Genomic DNA, 22,338 nt, shown 5'->3' with positions numbered 1-22,338 from the left:
AGCAATAATCAGGGACTAGAGTCCCGCATTATTAAGGAGGATGAATGTATGAATCCAGTGGAATTAAAGTACAGCAAATCTCATGAGTGGACTAAGGTAGAAGGAAATACGGTAGTTTTAGGAATCACGGAACATGCCCAAGAGAGCTTGGGGGATGTAGTTTTTGTTGAGTTACCGGAGAACGATACGACCGTGGTAACTGGGCAAGCTTATGGAACGGTGGAGTCTGTGAAGGCAGTATCGGATATCATCTCATCAGTCTCTGGCAAGGTCATCGAATTTAATCAAGAGGTCCTCGATTCTCCGGAACTTCTGAATAATGATCCCTATGGCGAGGGTTGGCTGGTTAAAGTAGAAGTGGATGACTTGAAAGATCTAGATGGATTAATGTCTGCCGCAGAATATGAAGCGTTTCTAGCGGAGGAGGGCCATTAACATGAATTATGTGCCGAACACAGTGGACCAGCAAGAACAGATCCTGGCCCGGATTGGAGTCAACTCCATTGAAGAGCTTTTTGCGGATATCCCAGAAAGCGTTCGGCGCCAAGCCCAATTAAAGATTCGGGAAGGTTTGTCTGAATATGAATTGGTGAAGTCGATGCAAGGACTTGCTGCCCAAAATACCACCGTTGAAGAGTATGACTCTTATCTGGGAGCAGGTGCCTATGAGCACTTCATTCCTAGTTATGTGGACCAGCTTCTGCTCCGTTCGGAGTTTTATACGGCCTATACCCCTTACCAACCGGAGATCAGCCAAGGGACCCTGCAAGCGATTTATGAGTTTCAGACCCTTGTTTGCGAATTAACGGGAATGGACGGGGCCAATGCTTCTATGTATGATGGAGCATCCGCCTTAGCTGAAGCAGCCTTAATGGCTTGCGATGCTACCCGTCGCAAGAAAGTGCTCGTGCCGCAAACCCTTCATCCGGAATATCGAGAAGTACTCCAAACCTATCTGCTTCCTCGGGGTGTAGAAATTGAGTCTATCTCCTCCAGCAACGGCGTTCTAAGACTCGATGAATTAGAAGCAGCGCTTAATCAAGAGGTGGGAGCAGTCTTGTTGCAAAGCCCCAATTTTTTTGGAGTTATTGAACAGGCTGAGGAAATTGGCAAGTTAGCCCACGCCAAGGGGGCACTGCTGGTCATGGCGGTGAACCCGGTATCCTTAGGGTTACTCAAATCTCCCGGAGAGCTCGGTGCGGATATCGTGGTGGGCGAAGGACAGCCTTTTGGCAATCCTTTGAACTTCGGAGGTCCTTATCTTGGTTTCTTAGCTTGTCGTGAGAAATACACACGTCGGATGCCTGGGCGGATTGTCGGAGCTACCAAGGATAAAAACGGTAAGAAGGGTTATGTACTCACCTTGCAGGCTCGGGAACAGCATATTCGTAGGGAAAAGGCAGCGTCTAATATCTGTTCGAATGAGGCCCTTTGTGCCCTAGCGTTTACCATTCATCTCTCGGGATTAGGGAAAAAAGGTCTCAAAGAGATGGCGCACCTTAATCTACAAAAAGCCCATTATGCGGCTCAAGAGATTGGGAAGCTCCCAGGAATGTCCTTAGCTTTCAGCGGCCCGTTTTTTCACGAGTTTGTGATCAAAACCGAGATCAGTCCTCAGAAAATCAATGAGCAGCTTTTGCAGCATAAGATTATCGGCGGTCTTGATCTGTCCCGTTTCTACCCGGAACTGAATCAGCATCTTCTTTTCTGCGTCACGGAGACCAAGAGCAAGGAAGATATCGATCGGCTTGTGGCCAGAATGGGGGAGATACAATGAAAACACTAGAACCGCTAATTTTTGACCTGAGTCAGGAGGGTAGGAGTGGAGTCAGCTTGCCTCCCTGTGATGTTCCAGAGGTCTCTTTAGAGACCCTAGTTCCAAGAGAATTCTTAAGAGAACGGGAAGCGGAGCTACCGCAAGTCTCGGAAGTCGATGTGGTCCGTCATTTTACTAGACTGTCCACCTTTAACCATGGGGTGGATACAGGCTTCTATCCCTTAGGCTCATGCACTATGAAGTATAATCCCAAGGTTAATGAAAGACTGGCTCGTCTCCCGGGCTTTAGTCAGATTCATCCCTATCAACCGGAAGGGTTAGTTCAAGGTGCACTGGGTTTGATGGTTGAACTTCAGGAGGATCTGGCGGAGATTACGGGGATGGATGCCTTTACTCTCCAGCCGGCAGCCGGAGCTCATGGAGAAATGACAGGAATTCTCATCATTAAAGCCTACCATGAACAGCAGCGTGATTTTAAGCGAACGAAGGTTATTGTACCGGATTCTGCCCATGGGACGAATCCCGCGACAGCAGCCATGGCGGGCTTTGAGATTGTGCAAGTACCTAGTAATGAGCGTGGCGGTGTGGATATTGAGGCCTTGCGCCAAGCGGCCAATGAAGAGGTAGCCGCCTTAATGCTGACCAATCCGAACACCTTAGGTCTTTTTGATGTTAATATCTTAGAGATTGCTAAGATTATCCACGATGTGGGTGGTCTGATTTACTATGATGGGGCCAATGCCAATGCGATTATGGGGATTGCCCGTCCCGGAGACATGGGCTTTGATGTGGTCCATCTTAACCTCCACAAGACCTTCTCTACTCCTCACGGTGGAGGCGGTCCAGGGTCAGGACCTGTAGGAGTCAAAGAGTTCCTCGCACCCTATTTACCGAAGCCTGTGGCAGTGCGCACGAGCGACGGGAAATTCACCCTCGATGCAGACCGTCCTCTTTCCATTGGACGGGTCAGAGCCTTCCAAGCTAATTTTGGGGTATTGGTCAGAGCCTATGCTTATATACGGGCTTTAGGAGGTGAGGGGTTGACTGCAGCCTCCCAGAATGCTGTCCTCAATGCCAACTTCCTGATGAACATCTTAAAAGAACACTATCATCTGCCCTATGACCGAATCTGTATGCATGAGTTTGTCATCACCCCACAGAACCTCAAGGGTTATGGTGTTCATACTTTGGACATCGCTAAACGACTTTTGGATTATGGCTATCATCCGCCCACGATTTACTTTCCGCTCATCGTGGAAGAGGCGATGATGATTGAACCCACGGAAACGGAAAGCATGGAAACCCTTGAACAATTTGCCCAGGTCATGATAAAAATTGCCGCAGAAGTGCAAGATGATGTGGAAATGGTCAAAAACGCTCCTTATACTACTTTGGTGACCCGTTTGGATGAGACTGGCGCGGCCAGAAAACCCGATCTCCGTTGGCGAAAAGTGGAAGATTGAATAGTATTGAATAGTAATTTTAAAGTACTAATTTTCTGATGCAGATTTTTAGCGAAATATGGAGTATAATTATTAGTTGTGTATTAGGCATAATAAAAAACGTCTAGAAACTTAACCAGGAGGTCATGTTCATGAAAACCTTTCAAGTACCCGTCGGAATTTCCAATCGTCACCTTCATCTCTCTGAGGAACATATCGGTATCCTTTTTGGTGCCGGACACCAACTCACTCGGACTAAGGATCTATCTCAACCGGGTCAATTTGCCAGCGAAGAGACTGTAACCTTAGTAGGACCTAAGGGCTCGATGCCCAATGTGCGTGTGTTAGGACCTGCTCGCAAGGCCACTCAAGTGGAGCTTGCAGCTACAGATACCTTTAAGCTTGGGGTAAAGCCCCCGGTTCGGGATTCGGGAGATATTAATGAGACCCCGGGCTTGGAAATTGTCGGTCCCGCGGGAAAAGTCCAAGTTGAGGCTGGAACAATCATTGCAGCTCGTCATATCCATATGACTCCAGAAGATGCTGAGAAATATGGTTTAAAAGATGGGGACCATGTAAAGGTTCAAGTGAATGGACCACGGGCAGGAGTTCTAGAGCGGGTTCTGATCCGAGTGAGCTCCAATTATGCCTTAGATATGCATGTGGATACGGACGAAGGCAACGCCTTCGGCTTAAGAAATGGAGATTTATTGGACGTTATCCTCGATTAAGCTTTGCGCATCATAAAATCTTAAAATAAAGTGGACAAGAGCTGCGGTGTTTCACAGGAACACCGTGGTTTTTTTGTACGGATCATATATCAGTTCCGCCCGAGCGCTATAGGCTAAGATAGTCTAGTCGCTAAAAATGGTGTATTATAGTAAGAGACTTACACCGTAAGGGGGATATCAATGCCTAAGGGGAAACAACTCAAAGTCGTCGTGATCGGAGGCGGAGCCGCCGGTTTGTTTGCTGCGGTCATAGCCGGTCGGGATGGAGCGGCGGTTACTATCTTAGAGAGAAATCAGCGGGTCGGCAAGAAAATCTTAGCCACGGGTAATGGGCGTTGTAATTTAACGAATACGGATCTGCAACTAGCGCATTATCATGGTCAGAATCCGCAATTTGCTATGAAGGCTTTGCAAGCCTTTGATAATAATCAAGCGATTGAGTTTTTTGAGGGCCTTGGCATTGCTCATAAAGTGGAAGAGGAAGGTAAAGTGTTTCCTTTTTCCAATCAAGCTTCCAGTGTCTTAGATGTTCTACGCTATGAAGTGGAACGCTTAGGAATTGAAGTAGTATTGGAAGCGGAAGTGAAAGGGCTCCACAAACTGGACAAAGGCTTTGATGTGCAGACGAAGGATGGGAAAAAGTACTTTGCCCATCGTGTCATTCTTGCTACAGGCGGAAAGGCTGCTCCGAATTTAGGTTCTACCGGGAGCGGATACCCTTTGGCTGAAAATATGGGGCATCGTCTTGTGGAGCCGTTCCCGGCTTTAGTGCAGCTTAAGCTGGCGGAACCCTTTCTGAAGCAGATCAAAGGCATCAAATTCGAGGGGTTGGCTGAGATCCTTGTCAAAGGTAAGTCCTTGGCCCAAGCCCAAGGTGAATTGCTATTCACGGAGTATGGAATTTCCGGGCCACCGATTTTTCAATTAAGCCGGACTGCTGCCGAGAAATTAAAGGGTAATCACGAGGTCTGGGTAAAGGTTGCGATGCTTCCTACCTGGACTAAGGATAAGTTGGCCCACTACCTGCACAAGCGCTGGCAAGATCAGCCAGAGAAAAGTGTGCACTTTAGCTTTGTAGGCTTTATTAACAAGCAATTAACACCTGTTGTTTTGAAACAGGCGGGTATTGAAGATATGCATAAACCAGTCAAAGCGCTGACTTCCCGCGAGAAGGAAGATATCCTGCAGATACTGCAGGACTGGCGCTTTCAGGTTACCGGGACGAATACCTGGACGGCAGCTCAGGTCACAGCCGGTGGCATCGACGTTCGCGATATTAACCCGGCAACTATGGAATCCAAGCTTGCGACGGGACTTTACTTTGCTGGAGAAATTATGGATATTGACGGGGACTGCGGTGGCTATAACCTTCAATGGGCCTGGTCTTCTGCCTATTTGGCAGGTAAAAGCGCTGCAGACGATTAAGGAGTTGGGGAATGTTGGTATCAAAATCCATTGCACATCCTGATGTGTTTAAGCACATTAATCCCAATGATAATCAGGTGTCTTATGGTTCCTGTCAAAGATGGTATCCGACGACTTTCCAGCGTCTAGCGGGCTGTGGGCCTTGTGCTGCTTCGAATATTTTTTATTATCTAACCTATGACCAACGCTCTACTGCGGACCGGCTGCAAAGTCAAAAGGACTGGATTGCTCTGATGAAAGAGCTGTGGCACTATGTCACCCCCTCTTTTCGTGGCGTTCATAAGCTTAGCATGTTTTACAAACCGATGCTGGCTTTCGCTCAGACTAAGGGAATCGAGCTTGAATATCATCTTTGCGAAATGCCTGAGGCCGTCTACCGGCGACCGACTTTAGTCAAGGTGATTGATTTTCTAGCTGAGGCATTGGATTGCAATGTGCCGATCGCCTTTTTGAATTGGCACAATGGTGAGGTGAAAAATCTGAGCCGCTGGCACTGGGTCACAATTATTCAACTTGATTATGAGGAGGATAAGAGCAAGGCCAGCGCTACGATTTTGGATGAAGGTATCTTAAAAAAGGTTGATCTGGCCTTGTGGATTAAGACAACGACTCTAGGCGGAGGATTTGTTTACTTTATAAAAAGTAGCGAAGATTAAAGGGAGCCAATGGGCTCCTTGAATTTTTTCCTTTATTGCCGTTGAGGTATTGGTTATAATAAATGATGTTAAGCTTGTCTCAAAGCACAGGTCTGAATAGGATATTAGCCTTTTATCAGGTATAGCAGTATTGTCGATTATTGTAGCTTGTTAAGTATAAATTGACTACGCTTTTTGCATGGTGATGTCTTAAAAGAGGAGAAAGTTATGCATATAGAACACGACGACGCACAGTCAAATAAAAAAAGTTGGAAGATATGGTGGGAGTTAATTCGTCCACATACTTTAACAGCGGCCTTTGTGCCGGTTCTCTTAGGCTCGGTTCTGGCTCTGCTGGAAGGCAAAACAAACGCCCTGCTCTTTGTTGCGATGATGGTGGCAAGTGTGCTTATTCAAGCTGCTACCAATCTATTCAACGAGTATTATGATTATAAGCGGGGGTTGGATACAGAAAAATCAGTAGGTATCGGCGGTGGCATTGTGCGCCATGGGATGTCGCCACGCTTTATTATGACCCTGGCCCTGACGATGTATGGGGTTTCCGTTCTTTTGGGTGTTTATATCTGTGCATCTTCCTCTTGGTGGCTGGCAGTGGTGGGCTCTTTCTGCATGCTCATGGGTTATCTCTACACAGGGGGACCTTACCCTATTTCTTACACCCCTTTAGGAGAACTATTTTCCGGATTGTTCATGGGTTTTTTGATTATATTGATTGCCTTCTTTATCCAAACGGATTATGTTTCTGGTATAGCGGTCTTGGTTGCTGTACCCAGCGGTATTTTAGTAGGTCTGATCAATTTAGGTAATAATCTCCGAGATCATGATGGGGACAAGGCCAATGGGAGAAAGACTATCCCGGTCGTCTTAGGACCAAAAAACGCCGTGAAATTTATGGGTGTGATGTTTGGAGTCGCTTATTTATGGCTGGTGGGACTTGTGGTGACTGGGACGATTACCCCTTGGATTCTTTTGTCCCTGCTGAGCATTACCAAAGCGATACAAGCCACCCGAGGCTTTGTCGGCAAGACCGAGCCTATAACCATGATGCCGGCGATGAAAGCCGCAGGACAAACGAATACCTACTTCGGATTGCTGATGGTTCTTGGACTTTATATCAGCTATTTGGTATCTGTTTGATATCGGACTAACCCCGCCCTATGGCCCCGCTAGACAGTAGACTTCCCTTTAGCTTAGGGGGTGCTTTACCCTGTTTCAACCACAGAGTTTTGAGAAATTCAGTAATAGGATTCTGGGAATTAAAGTGATAAGAATTGAAAAACCGAATGAAAATAGTTAGGGTGCTCCTCTTGCGATAGACAGTTAAGATACGATAACTGTTGGTGACAAAGAGGAGCTCTTTTTTATACTTAACCTTCAGCAAAGCGCGAAATTTAAGACATGGCAAAAGTCGAGTTTTCTTTATCCTTTAAGGGTAAGGATATTTATTTTTCTGCGTGGGAAAACTGAGTTTGAGAATCGTGAGGTGAATGAGTTGACGATCTCAGGCAAAAATGAAAAATTAGTTACTAGTCCAGAACCGGAAATCGATCATGACAAGGCCTTAAGACGGTCTAAAGAAGGACTTCAGTCTGAAGAAGGACCGGAACTAAGAAAACAGGTTCAAGATTTGTCACTTATCTTGGAGAAAATAAACCTGACGGAATATATTACTTATCTGAATAATCCTCGCCGACTGCTCTTGCTTAATTTTGGAGTGGGACTTGTCAGGGGTCTCGGCGGTGCTATAGGGGCGACCATTCTCCTAGGATTACTGGCGATGTTTTTGAAAAATCTGGTACTGTTGAACCTGCCGGTAATCGGTGGGGTCATCGGAGAGCTTGTGGAGCTTGTCAATGCGCATAATGGGTATTAGGAATAAGGAGGAGGCTCATCATGTCAGAAAGCAAATATGCAGGACTTATTGAACAGCTAAAGAAAGATAAAGAAGAAGCGATGGAAATGGCAGCAGAACTGATTACTGGGGATATGAGAGAATCCCTCGGGGAGCTCTCGGTCATCGACAATCATCCTGCGGATATTGCCACGGAAGTGTATGAACGTTCTCGGGACGTAGCAAGTCATGATCGCCTTAAGCATAGGATCAATGCTATCAATTCAGCATTACAGCGTTATGAAGAAGGTGAGTATGGAGTCTGTGAGCATTGTCAAAAGGACATTCCCTTGGAGAGGTTAGAAGCCTTGCCCTATACCACTGTTTGTACCGCCTGCAGTCGTTTAGAGGAAAAAGAAGAGCAGCATTCATTGCATCGTGACCCCGTGGAAGATGAGCTCATCAACAGTCCTTTTTCGAGAACCTTTAATGATGGAACCGACCGCGTTGGCTTTGATGGGGAGGACTCTTGGCAGGCTGTAGCCAGCTTTGGAACCTCTGATTCACCTCAAGATTTAGGAACGAATCGAGATCTGAGTGATCCTAATACCTTTTATGAGGATGGGGATGAAGTTATCGGAGCCGTTCAAGCGGTGGAGACATTGGAAGTTGAAGTGGAACCCGGCTTGGACAACACGGTATATTATGGGAGAAAACACGGCCGAACTTAGCAGGTACAGCATTGCCCGCCCCCACCTTAGTATGTTAAGATAAATGAGCAAATATTGAGTTCGGGGAGGGTAACAGATTGTTGGTATGGCTAACCATTGCGGGGATTTGGATTTTCGACCGTGTTTTGAAGTTCTATATCCAAGGAAATATGGTCCCTGGCGAATCAGTCATTGTGATACCCAAAATTTTTCATTTAACCTATGTCTTAAATCCGGGAGCGGCTTTTGGTTTATTGCCCGGTCAGTCCTGGGTGTTTATCCTTACAGCGGTAGTGGTCCTAGCGGGAATAATCTATGCCCAGTTGAAGGTGTTTCCCCGAGAAGAATGGGTGACGCGTTTGGCCTTGGGGCTCGTCGGCGGCGGAGCTTTAGGTAATCTTTATGATCGAGTTTTTATTGGTAAGGTTGTGGATTACCTTGATTTCCAGATTTGGCCTTTCGTGTTTAATTTCGCCGATAGTGCGATTGTTGTCGGTGTTGGTTTGTTGATGCTGATGATGTTCCTGCAAGATCGTAAGGAACAAAAGGCCGAGTGAGTTTTGGAGAAAAGGGAATAGAATAGGGGACAAGTATGGATTGCGATGGGTTAAATAGGTCAGAAACGAATGAAGAAAGTCTCGAGCCAGAGTTCGAGATCGAAAACTCGGAGACGGTGGGTGTAGGAGAAACATTGGAACTCGAGCTACAAGAAGGAACCCGCTTAGATGTTGGTCTTACTGAAGTAGTCGGCAAGAGCCGCTCCACTGTTCAAGGTCTGATTGGGGACGGTCATGTTCTCGTTAATGGAACTGTAAAAAAATCGAATTATAAAGTTCGCTCAGGAGATAAGATTACGGTTGTGATTCCTCCCCCGCAAGAGCTGAAGGTGGACGCAGAAAATATTCCACTGGATATCGTGTATGAGGATGAGGATTTACTGGTTGTCAATAAACCACAGGGTATGGTGGTTCACCCGGCACCGGGGGCCTGGACAGGGACTTTAGTCAATGCCTTACTTCATCACTGTCGGAATCTCTCCGGCATAAATGGTGTATTACGTCCTGGAATCGTGCATCGTATTGACAAAGATACCTCGGGGCTTCTTGTGGTGGCAAAAAGTGATTTAGCCCATCATGGTTTGGCCGAACAGGTTAAGGCTCATAGCATGACACGCCAATATCAAGCTATTGTGCACGGGGTGTTGTTCGAACCTTCTGGAACGATTGATGCTCCTATTGGTAGGGATCCGGTGGATCGTAAAAAAATGGCGGTGGCTTTTCGTAATTTCAAAGAGGCGATAACTCATTATGAGGTTCTGGAGCGCTTTTTTGATTTTACCTATATTCAGGCTCGCTTGGAAACAGGCAGAACCCATCAGATTCGAGTCCATTTGGCCTACCTTAAGCATCCAGTTTTAGGAGACCCGTTGTATGGACCAAGGAAAAATCCTTTTGCCCTCCAAGGTCAAATGTTGCATGCCCAGCGCTTAGGGTTTATTCACCCAAGGACAGGAGAATATCTTGAGTTTAGTGCTTCGCCACCGGAACGCTTTCAGAAGACTTTACAAGCGATTCGTGAGGGAGAGAGATAGTTATTTTCAGCTCTAGCCTTCTGGATGACAGAATAAGCGCTAGTATACCATGGTGTGAAAAATGCTTGGGAATTCTGATTGACAACAGCTTGTAACTAAGTTAGACTAAAATTGTGATAGCCTTTAAAAAGGTCCTGTGAGACGCAGAAGGCAGAAAGATGTGGGATAGCTGTCTGCTGTGCAAGTAGGCAGTTTTTTTGTACATATTCATAAATATAGGTGTTTCACCCGATGCAGGGTAGCATAAGGGCAAGGGGGCAAAGCTGTGGAAGGGATTGCGAAGAGCAAGATTCTGGATGCTGATGGAATTCGACGGGCAATCACGCGGATTGCTCACGAAATCGTTGAGAAAAATAAAGGAACGGACGGAGTTGTCCTGATTGGAATCCGACGCCGCGGCGTTCCGTTGGCGGAACGAATTCGGCAACGCATCGAAGAATTTGAAGGCGTTAAACTTCCCTTAGGGATATTAGATATTACCCTATATCGAGATGATCTAAGCCGGATTGATGTGCAGCCGGTAGTTCATCAAACCGAGGTGCCCTTTCCAATTGAAGGGAAGACGGTTGTTTTGGTAGATGATGTCTTGTTCACGGGGCGCACTGCTCGAGCGGCTCTCGATGCTACCATGGATTTAGGAAGGGCGGAAAAAATCCAATTAGCTGTCCTTGTAGATCGAGGCCATCGAGAACTCCCCATTCGTGCCGATTATGTGGGGAAAAACCTTCCCACCTCGAGCCGAGAGATTGTATCCGTCTGCATTCAAGAAATTGATGAGGCAGAAGAGGTGCTTTTACTGGAGCGTTCTGAACAAAAGAAATAACCATAAGGTATGAAATCAACGTGACTAACTTAAGATACCCTTTAAGAGCTTTCCTGAGAGTGAGCCAAGGGTAGAGAATACAGGGTACTTGTATCCTTATATCCTCTTACCTTTGGTAAGGGGATTTTTTGTTAAATAATTAGTGAATGACAAAAGAACTGTAAGGGGAGAGAAGTATGGGCTGGACACGCAAAGATATTCTGCATATGGAAGATCTGAAACCAAGTGAGATCCAAATCATAATCAATACGGCAAAACCTATGAAGGAAATCTTGTCAAGGGCCGTAAAGAAGCTGCCAACCTTTCGCGGGAGATCGGTATATAACTTGTTTTTTGAATCCTCTACCCGCACCAGAACCTCCTTTGAGACAGCGGCGAAGATACTTGGTGCCGACACCACCAGCTTGGCAGTGGCTCAGAGCAGCGTCAATAAGGGTGAAAGTTTGCTTGATACCGTAAGAACCCTGCAAGCCATGAAGCCGGATCTTGTGGTCATTCGACACTCCAGTTCGGGAGCGGCACATTTTCTTGCTAAGGAACTGAAAGCAGGTGTGATTAACGCTGGGGATGGACAACATGAGCACCCCACCCAAGCCTTGCTTGATTTATATACCATGCAGGAGCATCTAGGTAGTGTTGAGGGAAAGAAGATTCTCCTCGTCGGAGATATTCTGCACTCCCGCGTTGCCCGTAGCAATGTCTGGGCCCTTAAAGCCTTGGGAGCAGAAGTAGTGCTCGTCGGCCCTCCGACCTTGCTCACTCCTGAAATTAAATCCTGGGGTGTGAAAACAACCTATCATCTCGATGAAGAACTGGCTGGAGCGGATGTCATCATGGCTTTAAGGCTACAGCTCGAGCGGCAAAAGGCAGGGCTACTGCCGAGTCTGCGGGAATACTCGCAACTCTACGGGATTACTGCCGAAAGAGTTCAGAGGACCGGTAAAAAGACCTTGATTATGCATCCTGGACCGGTGAATCGAGGGGTAGAAATTGAGAGTAGTATCGTCAATTCCACCCAGTCGGTTATTGAGGAGCAAGTAACCAACGGCGTCGCCGTCCGCATGGCCATTATGTATCTATTATTGGGAGGGGGAACAAATCATGTGGTGGATTAAGAATGCACAAGTCATTGATCCGGCTCAAAATATCTCGGGCATCTACGATGTTTTGGTAGGTGAAGGTAAAATTATTGAGCTAAAGAAGAACATGACTGCCGAGGAAGTTCGGGAGAAATTAGGAGAGTCCTCGACTTGGGAGGAAATTGACGCCACAGGTAAATACCTCTTTCCGGGCCTGATTGATGTGCATACCCATCTCAGAGAACCGGGTCGAGAGGATAAAGAGGATATTGCTAGCGGTTCTCGGGCAGCAGTCCGAGGGGGCTTTACCACCATCTTAGCGATGCCCAACACAACTCCCGTACTGGATCAAAAGGCCTTGATCGAATATGTAGTAAACCAAGGAAAAAAGGTAGGCTTAGCCAAGATTCATCCCATTGCCGCCATGACGAAGGGACAAGAGGGGAAGGAACTTGTGGAAATGGTTGAGCTGTCTACGGCCGGAGCGGTAGGTTTTTCCGATGATGGCCGGGGGGTTCAGAATGCAGAAATGATGCGTCTGGCTCTGGAATATGCTAAGCTAACCCGCTGCCCCGTCGTCAGTCATTGTGAAGATGAAAGCCTCGCCCATCATGGGGTGATGCATCGGGGACTCGTGAGTACTCACCTGGGCTTGCGGGGAATTCCCAGCAGTTCGGAAAGCGTCATGGTAGCCCGCGATCTTCTCTTGGCAGAAGAAGGGGGCGGAAAGCTGCATTTGGCTCATATCTCAGCTATGGAAAGTGTAGTACTTATTCGGGAAGCCAAAAAGCGAGGGGTGGATGTGACCGCTGAAGTGAATCCTCACCACTTGATCTTCACCGACGAGGCCATCGCCGAGACTCCATATGCTACTTCCTATAAAGTCAATCCTCCTCTTCGCACAGAAGCGGACCGCCAAGCCTTAATTGAGGGATTGCTGGATGGAACCATTGACATGTTAGCCACCGATCACGCCCCTCACACTTGGGAAGAAAAAGCGAATCCTTTTGATGAAGCCCCCTTTGGGATTTCAGGGCTAGAGACGGCTTTGGCCGCAGTATGGCAGCACTTGGTTGTCCCGGGTGTGCTTCCTGTAGAAATACTGGTCCAAGCCTGGAGCATGAACCCTGCTCAGCGCTTTCAGCTGACCGGAGGGTCCTTAAAGCCCGGTGCAGTTGCCGATTTGCTGCTTTTTGATCCTAAGCACTCGGAAACCATCTCAGCCGAATCTCTAGCAACAAAAGGTAAGAACACACCTTTCTTAGACCAAGAACTCCAGGGGTTGCCCATGAAGGTTTGGGTAGAGGGGCGCCTCTGGGAGAGATAAATTTAGAGGTAAGATGAACAGATGTAAGAATGTAAACATGTAACACCGAAACAAAGGTAAGATGTAACAAATGTGAAATGGGACCTATCCCCAGTTCACACTTAAAAGGAGGGCTTAGGATGCCGTTTCTCGTATTGCAAGATGGTACTATGTTTGAAGGAGAAGGGTTTGGAGCATGGCCGGAGGATTTAGAAAAGACGCAGGCTGGGGAAGTGGTTTTTAACACTTCGATGTCAGGGTATCAAGAGATGATCACCGACCTTTCCTATTCGGGTCAGATTCTTGTTCTGACCCATCCGCAGATCGGCAACTATGGCTGGCATGATGAGGAGAATGAAGCGGATAAAATCCTCCTTAGAGGGCTAGTGGTTCGGGAACTTTCCCAAGGGGAAGGCAGTGAGCACGGGGATCGTTCCTTAGAGGAGTTCTGCAAAGTTCAGCACATTTGGGGGCTGAAGGGAATCGATACTCGGGCCCTAACCCGGCATATTCGCAAGCAGGGCACCCTGCCGGGGGTTTTTGCCCATACTTTCCAACAAGGAATGAAGTATTGGGAAGATCACTCTCAAAACCCTATGGACATGGAGAAGACGAAGCACTGGGTCTACAAGGCAACAGTTCAGGAGAGCTACGAGATCCCTGGCAGTGGTCCTTATGTGGCGGTACTCGACTGTGGGGCCAAACGCAATATCCTACGCAGCCTGCAACAACGTGGACTGCGCATTCGCGTGTTTCCTGCATGGAGCAGTGCTGAAGAGATTTTAGCCAGCTCTCCCAAGGGGATCTTTTTGAGCAATGGACCGGGAGATCCCAGTGATCTTCCCTGTTTAGTGAAGACAGTCCAGACCTTGCTTCCCAAACTTCCCATGATGGGAATCTGCTTAGGTCATCAAATTTTAGCCTTAGCAGCTGGAGGTAAAACCTATAAACTACCTTTTGGGCACCGAGGAGGTAACCACCCGGTTCAGGACCTGCGTACAGGCAAAACGACCATGACAGCCCAGAATCACGGGTACGCAGTAGAAGCTGATTCTTTAGCTGGGACAGGCTTTGAAGTGATTTATAAGAATTTGAATGATGGCACAGTAGAAGGGATGGCGCATACTCAATACCCTGTTTTCTCCGTGCAATATCATCCCGAAGGTGCCCCTGGTCCTGACGAGAATATCGAACTTTTTGAACGTTTTTATACGGCGATCGGAGCGTAGGCTCACCTATTTGACGGCACTTTAGCCAAGAGGAGGAAGTTATGAAAAATAAGAAGTGGAATAAGGTGCTCGTGATCGGATCAGGTCCGATTGTGATTGGTCAAGCTGCAGAATTTGATTATGCCGGAACTCAGGCCTGCCGTGCCTTGCGGGAAGAAGGAGTTGAGGTAGTTCTCGTCAACTCTAATCCTGCCACAATTATGACGGATCAGGAGGTCGCTGACCGAGTCTATATCGAGCCTTTGACAGTGGAATTTTTAGAACGGATTATCGAAAGAGAACGGCCCGATGGCCTTATTCCAACAATGGGCGGGCAAACGGGTCTGAACTTAGCCTTTCAATTGGCGGAGCGAGGAATACTGGATCGCTGCGGGGTGCAGCTCATGGGAACCTCTCTCGAAAGCATTACCAAGGCAGAAGATCGGGAACATTTCCGGAGCCTGATGAATTCCCTTGGGGAGCCTGTTCCGCCCAGCGTGATTGTCTCAGAGGTGGAAGAAGCTCTAGACTTTGCGGAGGAAATTGGTTTTCCCGTGATTGTTCGACCGGCCTATACTCTTGGCGGTACCGGGGGCGGAATTGCCCAAGATCGTCAATCTCTTCAGGAAATCTGCAAAAGCGGTTTGCAAGCTAGCCTCATCGGCCAAATTCTGGTGGAGAAAAGTGTGGCGGGTTGGAAGGAAATCGAATACGAAGTGCTCAGGGATGGTGCGGGCAATTGCATCACCATTTGTAATATGGAGAATATGGACCCGGTAGGGGTTCATACCGGTGACAGTATCGTGGTAGCTCCTTGTCAGACTTTAACGGATCGGGAGGTGCAAGCCCTGCGTACCTCATCCCGCAGGATTGTGGAAGCCTTGGGTATTGAAGGTGGGTGTAATGTGCAATATGCCCTGCATCCGGAACGCTTGGATTATGTGGTCATCGAGGTGAACCCGCGTCTGAGTCGCTCCAGTGCCTTGGCTTCCAAGGCCACCGGCTACCCAATCGCTAAAGTAGCTGCAAAAATCGCTTTAGGCTATACCCTTCCGGAGCTGACCAACGCTGTAACCGGAAAAACTTCAGCCTGTTTTGAACCGGCCTTGGATTATGTAGTGGTCAAAATTCCCCGCTGGCCCTTCGATAAATTCTCAGATGCAGATCGGCGCTTAGGAACGCAGATGAAGGCCACAGGGGAAGTGATGGGCTTGGGCAGGAATCTGGAGACCGCCTTGCAGAAAGCTGTACGTTCCTTGGAGATTAAAGCCTACGGACTGCTCCTGCCCGAGTTGGAGGGGCTTTCAGACGAAGAAATTCTTAACCGTTGCCAAAAGCCTGATGATCAGCTGCTTTTTATCTTAGCGGAAGGATTCAGACGAGGCTTTAGTCTAGAGCGGATTCAAAAAGCCAGCCACTGGAATCCTTATTTTTTGCTGGCAATTCAACGCATCGTGAAGTTGAGCTATGAGCTCCAGACTTCTCCTTGGCATCAGGAACTTTTATTGAAAGCGAAAAGAATGGGCTTTGCCGATCGGGAGATTGCTCGTTTATGGAAGACCACAGAAAAAGAGCTCTATGACTATCGTGAGGACAAAGGAATTCATCCGGTCTTCAAAATGGTCGATACCTGTGCCGGGGAATTTGAGGCCCTCACCCCCTATTTTTACTCCAGTTATGATCAAGAAAATGAGGGAATCCCTTCCCCTAAACGTAAAGTGGTGGTTTTAGGTTCCGGGCCGATTCGCATCGGGCAAGGGATTGAATTTGATTATTGCTCAGTCCACTCTGTACTGGCCCTCAAGAAGGCTGGAGTAGAGACCATTATCATCAACAACAATCCGGAGACTGTATCCACAGACTTTGATACAGCAGACCGGCTTTATTTTGAGCCCTTAACTCTTGAAGACGTCTCGGCGGTCTTGGACCTAGAACAGCCCGAAGGAGTTATCGTCCAATTCGGGGGGCAAACGGCCATCGGTCTAGCCAAGCCTTTAGCGGAACGGGGCTATAAAATCCTTGGCACCAGCATTGAGGATATCGACCGGGCGGAAGAGCGTGGCCTCTTCGATGAGGTTCTCAACGCCATCGGTGCTAAACGACCCAAGGGAGGTCAAGCATCTTCTCTGAAAGAAGCACGCGATGTGGCGGCTCAAATTGGCTACCCGCTGATGATTCGTCCTTCCTTTGTCCTAGGTGGACGAGCCATGGAGATTGTCTATGACCCCACCGAACTAGAAAACGTGGTCAACCGAGCGATGGCCGATTTTCCGGGCCAAGAGCTCTGGATGGACCAATATCTGGTCGGAACAGAAGTAGAAGTGGATGCAATCTCCGATGGAGAAAATGTAAGCATTCCGGGAATTATGGAGCATCTAGAAAGGGCGGGAGTACACTCCGGTGACTCCATTGCAGTCTATCCTCCTTTGACCCTGCCCGAGCCGCTAAAAGAACGAATCACACTACTCACCACAGAGATTGCGCGGACCCTCAATGTGTTGGGCCTCTTAAATATCCAGTATGTCATTTACCAAGGCGAGGTTTATGTGATTGAAGTAAACCCACGCTCCAGTCGTACCGTGCCTTTCATCAGCAAGGTCACCGGGCTATCTATTGTGGATTATGCTACGGATGTCATAATGGGGAAAACTCTGCCGGAATTGAACTTACCCTTGGGCTTATGGCCGGTACCGGATCGAGTGGCAGTCAAGGTCCCTGTCTTTTCCTTCTCCAAGCTTCATCGAGTGGAGCCCTCTTTAGGGCCGGAGATGAAATCCACCGGCGAGGTGATGGGGGTAGACCGGACTTATGAAAAAGCTCTCTACAAAGCCCTTCTGGCTGGAGGGTTCAATATGTCTGCTCATGGTAGTTTGTTGGTTACCTTAGCGGATCGGGATAAGCAAGAGGGACTTTCTTTAGTTAAGAAGTTTGTAGACTTAGGATTTCGGATCTTAGCTACGGAAGGAACAGCCAAGGCTCTTCGTGAAGAGGAAATTGAAGTGATTCCGGTGGCAAAGCTACATCAAGGATCCACGGAAATCACAGACGCCATCCGTCAAGGTGTAATTCAATGCGTGCTCAATACCACGACTCATAATAAGAAACAAGCCAGCGATGGTTTTGCGATTCGCCGCACAGCGGTTGAGCAAGGCATCCCTTGCTTTACGAGCCTAGATACAGCCTCGGCCTGGGTTCATGTGCTGATGTCCTTTTTACCCAGCCTGATGCCACTCAGTTGAAAAAAAGGGGTCTGGTACATTATTAAAAAGTACCAAAAGCAAGCTGTACAATGAACCTATTGTGTTATGAAGGATTAGTTGCAGGGTTATAGAATCTAGAACTAGTAATACCATACAGAAGGAAACAAGAAAGGTGGGGTTCTTTTGTTAGGAAAGGCCCAAATTATTGCCCATGATTTCGTGGGTGATCCTCTCTACAAAATCAGGAGACTCGTTCTCCGGACGGAAATTGCTCGAGAGGCTCAACCCGGACAATTTGTCCATGTGCAAGTCACCAAAGGAATAGATCCTTTGCTGCGCCGCCCGATCAGTATCGCGGACATTCAGCGAGAAGCTCAAGAAATCACGCTACTCTACCGCATCAAGGGAAGAGGGACAGAGATATTATCCGAAGCTAAAGTCGGGGAGGAACTGAGCCTGATGGGTCCTCTGGGTCGTGGATTTACCCTGCCTACACAGGGAGAGCTCATCTTGGTAGCCGGTGGGATTGGGGTATTTCCTTTGCTTCCCTTGGCTAAAGCCGCGCAGGAGAAGAGTCTTGCTGTGAGTTTATATTGGGGTGGGGAAAATGAAGGCTTCTTTACCAGTTCTGGACTGGAACTGTGGCAAGAAGCTGGTATCCCTGTTTTCCTTAGCACAATGGATGGTAGCATCGGTGAGAAAGGAAATGTCCTAGATCTTATTCAAAAGCAGGTGGAAAGTCGGGTCAATCATGGTAAGGACGCTGTAGCAGGTGCTTGTAGTGACGATTTATCTGTGGCAGTGTGTGGTCCCCAGGTTATGACTCAGGTCGTCAGTGATTACTTTTTACTAAAAGGAGCTTCGGTGGAGGTTTCCTTAGAGGAGCGGATGGGTTGCGCAGTGGGAGCCTGCTTGGGCTGTGTGTGCACTCTTAGGGATGAAGTGAGCGGTAGAATATACAGGGGTAAAGTGTGTAAGGATGGACCGGTGTTTAAAGGGAAGGAGGTGCTCTGGGATTATGAACAGTAATTCTGTCGAAAATATAGACATGAGAGTAAACCTCGGACCCTTAACCTTGAAAAATCCCGTCCTCACCTGCTCCGGCACCTATGGCTTCGGAGATGAGTATGCCCCCTACTGTCCGGTGGAAAAGCTGGGGGGAATCACTCTCAAAGGGCTTACTCCTGAGCCTCGCTTAGGTAACCCCTTACCACGATTGGCAGAAACCCCTGCGGGAATGCTCAACTCCGTAGGACTGGAGAATCCTGGCCTAGAAGAATTTCTCCAATCCTATCTCCCTAAGGTGCGGGAATTACCGACGACGGTCATTGCTAATATCTCCGGGTTTTCCTTAAGGGACTATGAAATTATGGCCAATGCTTTTCAAGCAGGTTCAGGAATCGATGCTATCGAAGTTAATATTTCCTGCCCAAATGTGAAGCATGGAGGAATGCACTTTGGCACTCATCCGGAGAGTGCTCAGGAAGTCATCGCTTTGGTCAAGGCTAAGACGAATCTTCCTGTGATTGCCAAGCTATCGCCCAATGTTACGAATATTGTGCAGATGGCCAAAGCGGTGGAGCAGGGTGGCGCTGATATTATCTCCATGATCAACACCTTGCTGGGTATGAGTATTGATATTGAACGACGTCAACCCATCTTAGCTAATAAAGTGGGAGGACTTTCCGGACCGGCGATTCGGCCGGTGGCGGTGCGTATGGTTTGGCAAGTCACTCAGGCTGTAAATATCCCAATTATCGGTATGGGAGGAATCCTCACCTGGCAGGACGCGGTGGAATTCATGTTGGCCGGTGCAAAAGCCGTTAGTATCGGTACGGGGAATTTTGTGAATCCGCTAGCGCCGCTCGAGGTGCTTGAAGGAATCGAGGAGTATTGTCGCAGACACGGCTTTGCTTCTGTGAGCGATATTGTAGGGTTAGCACACTAGATTTAGTACACAAGGGTTAGTGTACTATAGTTAGACACAGGGTATGAAGAGTACATTCGGTTTTGAAGCCAAACGGGTTAATAGTTCATCCTATGAAGTGCGATAGATTAGCTAAGCGAAAGGAAGATAAGTATGGAGCAAGAAGGAGCAATTCAGGAGAATGCTACCAAGGTGATGGTAGCCTTGGATGTGGACAGCAGGGAAAAGGCTCTAGCTTTGGCGGACCAACTGCAGGGGAGTGGGTGCTGGCTCAAAGTAGGGATGGAGCTGTATAACGCAACAGGGGCAAGCATAATCAAAGAGTTAAAGGAGAAAGGCTTCTCCGTCTTCTTAGATCTTAAGCTCCATGACATTCCCAATACGGTGGAAAGAGCGGTGCGAGTTTTAGCCGGATATGGTGCAGATATGCTTACAATTCACTGTAGCGGTGGTTATGATATGATGGCACGAGCAGTCCAAGCCACTCATGAGGTCAAGGAGCAAAGAAACGCCGCAAAACGGATGAAAATTATTGGGATTACAGTCTTAACCAGTCTTGACGAAGCGAGACTGCATGAGGAGCTAGGAGTAAGCCGTACCCTGCAAAATCAGGTGGTGGCCTTAGCCGAGCTTGGGCAAAGGGCAGGTATCGATGGGGTCGTTGCTTCCGCACAGGAAAGTCAAATCCTCCGTGAACATTTAGGACCAGATTTCCTGGTCATTACTCCTGGAATCCGTCCCCGAGGAAGCGAGACCCATGATCAAGCCCGTACCCTCACCCCCAAGGAAGCTCTTGGGGCGGGCAGCTCTTATCTGGTGGTAGGTAGACCGATCACACAAGCTGCGAATCCTCGGCAGGCATTAGAACATCTCTGGGATTGAGTAAGCGCTTTGGTTTGAAAGGAGTTAATCACTATGACACTATCCAATAAATCGATAGCCCCTGAAGAGGTTTTAGGTATTTTTAAGGAGAGCGAGGCGTTACTGGAGGGGCATTTCCGGCTGACTTCAGGCAGACACAGCCGTCAATATATGCAATGCGCCAAAGTTCTGCAGTACCCTCATCATGCAGCTCGCTTAGGTGAGGCTCTGGCAGAATCCTTTCAGGGTCATAACATTGACCTAGTCATTGGACCAGCCATGGGCGGAATTTTGGTTGCTCATGAGGTAGGCAAGGCCTTAGGAACGAAAGCCTTGTTTACTGAACGGGAAAACGGAGAAATGAAATTAAGGCGGGGTTTTGAACTCCAACCGGGTCAAAGAGTCTTGGTTGTGGAAGATGTAATCACCACCGGAGGATCAGTCCGGGAGGTTATCGAGGTTGTAAAGGCTTATGGAGCAGAGCCCGTCGGGGTGGGAGTAATCGTGGATCGCAGCTGTGGGAAATCTGAGTTTGGAGTACCTTTAGCCGCTTTGCTAGAGATCGAAATTGAATCCTTCGATCCTGAAGCTTGCCCTCTTTGTGCGGAGGGGATTCCTGCGATTAAACCAGGAAGCCGTGCTGTGCCTACGGGAAAATAGCTTTTAGCTCATTACCCTTAGGTGCCCATTGATTAACTCACCACAAAAAATCCGAACGTATTCTGATGAAAACGTTTGCAGCAGGTGAATGCGCAAACGACGGGACTTGGGGAGCTAACCCGGCCGCCGTCAACGTCGTGTTCGGCCGGATTGCGGGCCAGAACGCTGCTGCTTACATTAAGTAATATCGGAATCAGCTGACTTCAATGGGCAAAGTAAAAAGCAATGGGCAGGTTAGTTGGATAAAGAAATAGCCGGCGCAAAACAAAAATACGAAGTAGAAACTATACTTAACAATAGTTTCTACTTCTTTTTTATGTGCCTAGAAACTGTATTAGGTAAAGTCTTTTTTTGTCACCATAATTAACTCATGCATATCCCAGGAAAATTCGACACACAATAACCTTGCTATGGTCACAGACCTGCTCGAGGTCCCCCCTAGAATGTTTCGATTTCAGAATATGAGGTAGGGAATATGACGAAGAAAAATCAATGGGTAATTAAAGATCTTATTTTCTTTATTGTCTTCAGCTTCTTGTTGCTCTTTGACGGAGCAACAGTATCGGCGCAAGTAGATTGTAATCAGTGTCACGGTAATCAAGTGAACGAACTTAAAGCCTCGATTCATGCCTCCCTGAGCTGCACGAGCTGTCACAGTGAAGTGACTGCCTATCCTCATCCAGAGGGGGTGGAAGTCACAAAGAAGGAGAGTGTTGCAATGTGTAACACCTGCCATACAGGTCGAGTGGCGGAAACCTATCAGCAGAGTTTTCATGGTAAAGGGGTTTTTCTTGGGAGCCAAAGAGCCGCAAGTTGTGTAGACTGCCACAGTGCCCACGAGGTTTTAGGGCAAGATCATCCTAATTCACTGGTAGCTAAGAAAAATATCCCCCAGACCTGTGCCAAGTGCCATGACAATCCCTCCCCAGGCTTTGCCCAAGGGACGGAGCATTTCGAGCTAAATGCAATGGGGCCGGGAAAACCCATGTACTATACAGCTAAGTTCTTTGTTTGGTTGACGATAATTGCTATGACCTTGTTGGTGATTCACATTGAATTGCAGTTGTATCGCGAGCTGCGAACTATATTGCAGACCCGCAACAGGAGGTAA

The 22,338-nt window shown here is 47.8% G+C and carries 21 protein-coding genes; all 21 read left to right on the top strand.

Annotation, left to right across the window (positions count from 1 at the left end):
- The first annotated feature begins 48 nt into the window (after positions 1-48).
- The 21 genes from gcvH to DESDI_RS13330 all read left to right on the top strand — a co-directional run bounded on the left by gcvH (position 49) and on the right by DESDI_RS13330 (position 22,338).
- Positions 49-435, top strand: a complete 387-nt coding sequence (gene gcvH, locus DESDI_RS13430; protein WP_015263160.1) for a glycine cleavage system protein GcvH — start codon at positions 49-51, stop codon at positions 433-435.
- Between the two features lies 1 nt (position 436).
- Positions 437-1,777, top strand: coding sequence for an aminomethyl-transferring glycine dehydrogenase subunit GcvPA (gcvPA, locus tag DESDI_RS13425; protein ID WP_015263159.1), 1,341 nt, complete (start codon positions 437-439; stop codon positions 1,775-1,777).
- The gene (gene gcvPB, locus DESDI_RS13420) at positions 1,774-3,240 is read left to right on the top strand and encodes an aminomethyl-transferring glycine dehydrogenase subunit GcvPB (protein WP_015263158.1); all 1,467 of its coding nucleotides are present in this window, start codon (positions 1,774-1,776) and stop codon (positions 3,238-3,240) included. The genes gcvPA and gcvPB overlap by 4 nt, the downstream gene beginning before the upstream one ends.
- Positions 3,241-3,371: 131 nt before the next feature.
- A complete protein-coding gene (pduL, locus tag DESDI_RS13415) occupies positions 3,372-3,950 on the top strand; it encodes a phosphate propanoyltransferase (RefSeq protein ID WP_015263157.1) in 579 nt (192 codons plus the stop codon).
- Positions 3,951-4,130: 180 nt separating this feature from the next.
- The gene (locus DESDI_RS13410) at positions 4,131-5,375 is read left to right on the top strand and encodes a BaiN/RdsA family NAD(P)/FAD-dependent oxidoreductase (RefSeq protein ID WP_015263156.1); all 1,245 of its coding nucleotides are present in this window, start codon (positions 4,131-4,133) and stop codon (positions 5,373-5,375) included.
- Between the two features lie 11 nt (positions 5,376-5,386).
- A complete protein-coding gene (locus DESDI_RS13405) occupies positions 5,387-6,031 on the top strand; it encodes a hypothetical protein (protein ID WP_015263155.1) in 645 nt (214 codons plus the stop codon).
- A 207-nt stretch (positions 6,032-6,238) separates the two neighbouring features.
- The gene (locus DESDI_RS13400; protein WP_015263154.1) at positions 6,239-7,168 is read left to right on the top strand and encodes a 1,4-dihydroxy-2-naphthoate polyprenyltransferase; all 930 of its coding nucleotides are present in this window, start codon (positions 6,239-6,241) and stop codon (positions 7,166-7,168) included.
- A 406-nt stretch (positions 7,169-7,574) separates the two neighbouring features.
- Complete coding sequence (locus DESDI_RS13395) at positions 7,575-7,904, top strand: DUF5665 domain-containing protein (protein ID WP_156801185.1); 330 nt, start codon at positions 7,575-7,577, stop codon at positions 7,902-7,904.
- A gap of 20 nt (positions 7,905-7,924) precedes the next feature.
- Positions 7,925-8,593: a TraR/DksA C4-type zinc finger protein gene (locus DESDI_RS13390; protein ID WP_015263152.1), complete on the top strand. Its 669-nt coding sequence runs from the start codon at positions 7,925-7,927 to the stop codon at positions 8,591-8,593.
- A 77-nt stretch (positions 8,594-8,670) separates the two neighbouring features.
- A complete protein-coding gene (gene lspA, locus DESDI_RS13385) occupies positions 8,671-9,129 on the top strand; it encodes a signal peptidase II (protein ID WP_015263151.1) in 459 nt (152 codons plus the stop codon).
- A gap of 35 nt (positions 9,130-9,164) precedes the next feature.
- A complete protein-coding gene (locus DESDI_RS13380) occupies positions 9,165-10,163 on the top strand; it encodes an RluA family pseudouridine synthase (protein WP_015263150.1) in 999 nt (332 codons plus the stop codon).
- Between the two features lie 265 nt (positions 10,164-10,428).
- Positions 10,429-10,986: a bifunctional pyr operon transcriptional regulator/uracil phosphoribosyltransferase PyrR gene (gene pyrR / locus DESDI_RS13375; RefSeq protein ID WP_015263149.1), complete on the top strand. Its 558-nt coding sequence runs from the start codon at positions 10,429-10,431 to the stop codon at positions 10,984-10,986.
- Between the two features lie 176 nt (positions 10,987-11,162).
- On the top strand, positions 11,163-12,101 hold the full coding sequence (locus DESDI_RS13370; RefSeq protein ID WP_015263148.1) for an aspartate carbamoyltransferase catalytic subunit: 939 nt from the start codon (positions 11,163-11,165) through the stop codon (positions 12,099-12,101).
- Positions 12,088-13,392: a dihydroorotase gene (locus tag DESDI_RS13365; protein ID WP_015263147.1), complete on the top strand. Its 1,305-nt coding sequence runs from the start codon at positions 12,088-12,090 to the stop codon at positions 13,390-13,392. Before DESDI_RS13370 ends, DESDI_RS13365 begins: the two co-directional genes overlap by 14 nt.
- A gap of 119 nt (positions 13,393-13,511) precedes the next feature.
- Positions 13,512-14,600 carry a glutamine-hydrolyzing carbamoyl-phosphate synthase small subunit gene (gene carA, locus DESDI_RS13360; protein ID WP_015263146.1) on the top strand — a complete coding sequence of 363 codons (1,089 nt, stop codon included), beginning with the start codon at positions 13,512-13,514 and terminating at the stop codon, positions 14,598-14,600.
- A 41-nt stretch (positions 14,601-14,641) separates the two neighbouring features.
- Entirely contained in the window at positions 14,642-17,818 is a 3,177-nt protein-coding gene (gene carB / locus DESDI_RS13355) for a carbamoyl-phosphate synthase large subunit (RefSeq protein ID WP_015263145.1), read from the top strand.
- Between the two features lie 144 nt (positions 17,819-17,962).
- On the top strand, positions 17,963-18,808 hold the full coding sequence (locus DESDI_RS13350) for a dihydroorotate dehydrogenase electron transfer subunit (protein WP_015263144.1): 846 nt from the start codon (positions 17,963-17,965) through the stop codon (positions 18,806-18,808).
- Positions 18,798-19,727, top strand: a complete 930-nt coding sequence (locus DESDI_RS13345; protein WP_015263143.1) for a dihydroorotate dehydrogenase — start codon at positions 18,798-18,800, stop codon at positions 19,725-19,727. Before DESDI_RS13350 ends, DESDI_RS13345 begins: the two co-directional genes overlap by 11 nt.
- Before the next feature lie 132 nt (positions 19,728-19,859).
- Positions 19,860-20,588 (top strand): orotidine-5'-phosphate decarboxylase, encoded by a 729-nt coding sequence (gene pyrF / locus DESDI_RS13340; RefSeq protein WP_015263142.1) that lies wholly within the window; start codon positions 19,860-19,862, stop codon positions 20,586-20,588.
- A gap of 33 nt (positions 20,589-20,621) precedes the next feature.
- A complete protein-coding gene (gene pyrE, locus DESDI_RS13335; protein WP_015263141.1) occupies positions 20,622-21,227 on the top strand; it encodes an orotate phosphoribosyltransferase in 606 nt (201 codons plus the stop codon).
- A 475-nt stretch (positions 21,228-21,702) separates the two neighbouring features.
- A complete protein-coding gene (locus tag DESDI_RS13330) occupies positions 21,703-22,338 on the top strand; it encodes a cytochrome c3 family protein (RefSeq protein WP_015263140.1) in 636 nt (211 codons plus the stop codon).

Origin of the sequence: Desulfitobacterium dichloroeliminans LMG P-21439, assembly GCF_000243135.2 — a bacterium.
GTDB classification, from domain to species: domain Bacteria; phylum Bacillota; class Desulfitobacteriia; order Desulfitobacteriales; family Desulfitobacteriaceae; genus Desulfitobacterium; species Desulfitobacterium dichloroeliminans.
Note: the sequence above shows the minus strand (reverse complement) of the source record. Positions and strands in the feature narration are given on the sequence as shown.

Coding starts and splice junctions, on each gene's coding strand:
- gcvH (WP_015263160.1), top strand. CDS start 49: ATGAATCCAGTGGAATTAAAGTACAGCAAATCTCATGAGTGGACTAAG.
- gcvPA (WP_015263159.1), top strand. CDS start 437: ATGAATTATGTGCCGAACACAGTGGACCAGCAAGAACAGATCCTGGCC.
- gcvPB (WP_015263158.1), top strand. CDS start 1,774: ATGAAAACACTAGAACCGCTAATTTTTGACCTGAGTCAGGAGGGTAGG.
- pduL (WP_015263157.1), top strand. CDS start 3,372: ATGAAAACCTTTCAAGTACCCGTCGGAATTTCCAATCGTCACCTTCAT.
- DESDI_RS13410 (WP_015263156.1), top strand. CDS start 4,131: ATGCCTAAGGGGAAACAACTCAAAGTCGTCGTGATCGGAGGCGGAGCC.
- DESDI_RS13405 (WP_015263155.1), top strand. CDS start 5,387: ATGTTGGTATCAAAATCCATTGCACATCCTGATGTGTTTAAGCACATT.
- DESDI_RS13400 (WP_015263154.1), top strand. CDS start 6,239: ATGCATATAGAACACGACGACGCACAGTCAAATAAAAAAAGTTGGAAG.
- DESDI_RS13390 (WP_015263152.1), top strand. CDS start 7,925: ATGTCAGAAAGCAAATATGCAGGACTTATTGAACAGCTAAAGAAAGAT.
- DESDI_RS13380 (WP_015263150.1), top strand. CDS start 9,165: ATGGATTGCGATGGGTTAAATAGGTCAGAAACGAATGAAGAAAGTCTC.
- DESDI_RS13370 (WP_015263148.1), top strand. CDS start 11,163: ATGGGCTGGACACGCAAAGATATTCTGCATATGGAAGATCTGAAACCA.
- DESDI_RS13365 (WP_015263147.1), top strand. CDS start 12,088: ATGTGGTGGATTAAGAATGCACAAGTCATTGATCCGGCTCAAAATATC.
- carA (WP_015263146.1), top strand. CDS start 13,512: ATGCCGTTTCTCGTATTGCAAGATGGTACTATGTTTGAAGGAGAAGGG.
- carB (WP_015263145.1), top strand. CDS start 14,642: ATGAAAAATAAGAAGTGGAATAAGGTGCTCGTGATCGGATCAGGTCCG.
- DESDI_RS13345 (WP_015263143.1), top strand. CDS start 18,798: ATGAACAGTAATTCTGTCGAAAATATAGACATGAGAGTAAACCTCGGA.
- pyrF (WP_015263142.1), top strand. CDS start 19,860: ATGGAGCAAGAAGGAGCAATTCAGGAGAATGCTACCAAGGTGATGGTA.
- pyrE (WP_015263141.1), top strand. CDS start 20,622: ATGACACTATCCAATAAATCGATAGCCCCTGAAGAGGTTTTAGGTATT.
- DESDI_RS13330 (WP_015263140.1), top strand. CDS start 21,703: ATGACGAAGAAAAATCAATGGGTAATTAAAGATCTTATTTTCTTTATT.